Annotated in this window: 3 protein-coding genes; all 3 read right to left on the bottom strand. The window is 66.0% G+C overall.

Going from position 1 to position 2,526, the window contains the following annotated elements; translation table 11 throughout:
* Nucleotides 1-446, bottom strand: a 446-nt coding sequence (locus tag BIS11_RS14985) for an alpha/beta fold hydrolase (protein ID WP_253586423.1), incomplete at its 3' end; no start/stop codon positions are given.
* Nucleotides 447-473: 27 nt separating this feature from the next.
* Nucleotides 474-1,142 carry a 7-cyano-7-deazaguanine/7-aminomethyl-7-deazaguanine transporter gene (locus BIS11_RS14980; protein ID WP_253421447.1) on the bottom strand — a complete coding sequence of 223 codons (669 nt, stop codon included), beginning with the start codon at nucleotides 1,140-1,142 and terminating at the stop codon, nucleotides 474-476.
* A gap of 105 nt (nucleotides 1,143-1,247) precedes the next feature.
* On the bottom strand, nucleotides 1,248-2,526 hold a 1,279-nt coding region (locus BIS11_RS14975), incomplete at its 5' end, for an alpha/beta-hydrolase family protein (RefSeq protein ID WP_253586422.1).

The raw sequence follows: 2,526 nt of genomic DNA, 5'->3' as shown, positions 1-2,526 counted from the left end.
ACGCGGTTCGCCGGGCGCGCCTGGCGAACCGCGTCGAGTGCGGCGAACACGTCGTCATGGCCGTGCTGGTAACGCACCGGGGCGATATCGCCCACGATCAGCGAGGCGGCCAGCTCGGGCGCGGTGCGCGCCAGGCTGATCGCCACCTTGCCACCCATGGAGTGGCCCAGGATGTGCGCCCGCTTTACTCCCTCGCGCGCAAGCAGCTCGATCACGTCACGACTCAGCTCGGCGTAGGTCATGCCTTCGGCGTGAGGCGAGCGGCCGTGGTTGCGAAGATCCACGGCGATCACCCGGCGCTTTTGCTGCCACACCTTGAGATGCGAGCGCCAGTTGTCCGCGCTACCCAGAAGCCCATGGAGCACCACCAGCGGCGCTTTCGTGGCGTTCGCCTCCGGGGCGGCGGCATCGATGAAGTGAAGGTCGATCGAGGGGGTGCTGCTCATGGAAACTCCTTGGAGTGAAGGCGCGTGTCAGGCGATGCGCGGCGCGCTGTCGCGCTGGCCGGTCCAGACCATCAGCCGGCGAGTCAGCCAGGCCAGCAACAGCCCGTACAGCGGCAGGAAGAACAGCAGGCTGATCAAGAGTTTGATGGCATAGTCCACCATGGCGATCTCCACCCAGTGGGCGGCCATGAATGCATCGGGACTGTGGTGGAAGGCGGTGAAGAAGAAGGCGAAGGTGTCCGCCAGGTTGCCGAGGATCGTCGAGCAGACCGGCGCCACCCACCAGGTGAGCCGGCGCAGTCGGTCGAACACCTGGACATCCAGCAATTGCCCCAGGAAGTAGGCCAGGAAACTCGCCAGGGCAATGCGCACCACGAACAGGTTCCACTCGCCCAGCGCCTCGATGCCGGCGAAGGCTCCCTGGGGGAAGACCACCGAGACGACGTAGGAGATTACCAGCGCCGGGAACATGACGCGCAGGATGATCGAGCGTGCCGGGCCCTTGCCGAACAGGCGTACGGTCAGGTCGGTGGCCAGGAAGATGAACGGGAAGCTGAACGCGCCCCAGGTGGTGTGCAGGCCGAACAGGGTGAAGGGGAGCTGTACCAGGTAGTTGCTGGCGGCGATGACGGCGATATGAAAGAGAACCATGACCGTCAGGCAGCGACGGTGCTGGGTATCGGTAAGTGCGAACATGCATGAGCCTTTTTGAGTGCGCGAGGGGTTAGGGAACCCTCCTGGACGGCGCTTGCGCCGTTGGGGCGCGCATTATACGCCATCCATGGCGCATTGAAAGTGCGCCTACTCGCTCTGCTGGCGTGCCTCCATGACGTGCGCGGCCAGTCTTTCCAGGTCGCTTTCGCTCCACCCTTCGGGCTCGACCAGCGCGTTCCAGGCCTTCAGGTAGTGCTCGGCGGCCACCTCGTGACCGTACCCCGGTGGTGCACCGCCGGTGGCCAGATCCACCAGCAGCTGGAACATGGTGACCACCGGGTACCAGCGCAGCGCCGGCGAGACGTCAGGGCCGCGGGGGGCGCGCATCCAGTCCGGCTCGCGCCAGAAGGCGGCGGGGTCGAAGAAGACGATCGGGTCGCTTGCGTACTGAAGGTAGGCGATGCGGAAGTCGCCCCAGGGTTCGGCGTAGCCGTCGTAGCCATGGGTCTGGTTCATGAAGCGTACTCCGCGACCGCCGCGAAACACCGGGAGCCACTCGGGGGAGCCCGCGTCGCGGTCGGCGGTGACGCTGCGCCACGTATCGCTTCGAAAGGGCGGGCCGGCCCACAGCGCCCCGTTGAACGGGTCCTCGATGATGTCGTAGAAGTCGAAGGAGCGGTCGGAGTTGAGCGCCCCGAGGCTCAGTCCGAACAGGTAGAGCGCCGGGCGCTGGTTTTCCGGCAGCTCGCTCCAGTAGCGGTAAATGGCGATGAACAGGGCACGAGCGCTCTCCACCCCATAGTCGCCCTCGGCGATCAGCGACAGGTGGCTGGGCAGGTAGGAGTACTGCGCGGTGACCGTGGCGATGTCACCGCGCATCAGGTACTCGATGGTGTCCTGGGCCCCAGGGTCTATCCAGCCGCGTCCGGTGGGTGTGGCCAGAAGCAGCATCGAGCGTTCGAAGCCGCCGATGCGCACGAGCTCCGCCAGGGCGAGTTCGGCACGCTCCTCGACGGTTTCTCGAGCGTTGAGCCCCACGTAGACCCGGATCGGGTCCAGCGCCGGGGCGTTCAGGAAGTCGCCGATCTCGTCCCCGTCTGGGCCTTCGGTAGTGAAGCGCCGGCCGCGGCTACCCAGCGCCTCCCAGCTGATGAGCGAGGCGTCGCTTCCCGGGCGCAGGGAGTCGAGGGGGGCGGCCAGGTCGTCCTGCATGACATCGTCGAGCTGCTGGTAGAAGCGGTCCGCGAAGCGCAGCGCATAGGAGAACAGTACCCCTTCGATGAGCAGCCAGAAAAGCGCCAGTGCCGCCAGGCTGCCGAGCAGGTAGGCAAGGCGGCGTGGCAAGAAGAAGAACACCCGCCGGGACATCAGCCGATAGGTGCGTCTAAACGCCAGCCCGAGCAGGTAGAAAGCGAAAAAGATCAGC

Origin of the sequence: Halomonas sp. 707D4 (genome assembly GCF_024158685.1) — a bacterium.
Taxonomy (GTDB): domain Bacteria; phylum Pseudomonadota; class Gammaproteobacteria; order Pseudomonadales; family Halomonadaceae; genus Vreelandella.
Note: the sequence above shows the minus strand (reverse complement) of the source record. Positions and strands in the feature narration are given on the sequence as shown.

Excerpts from the sequence above, each read along its gene's own strand:
- BIS11_RS14980 (WP_253421447.1), bottom strand. The coding sequence starts at position 1,142 with ATGTTCGCACTTACCGATACCCAGCACCGTCGCTGCCTGACGGTCATG.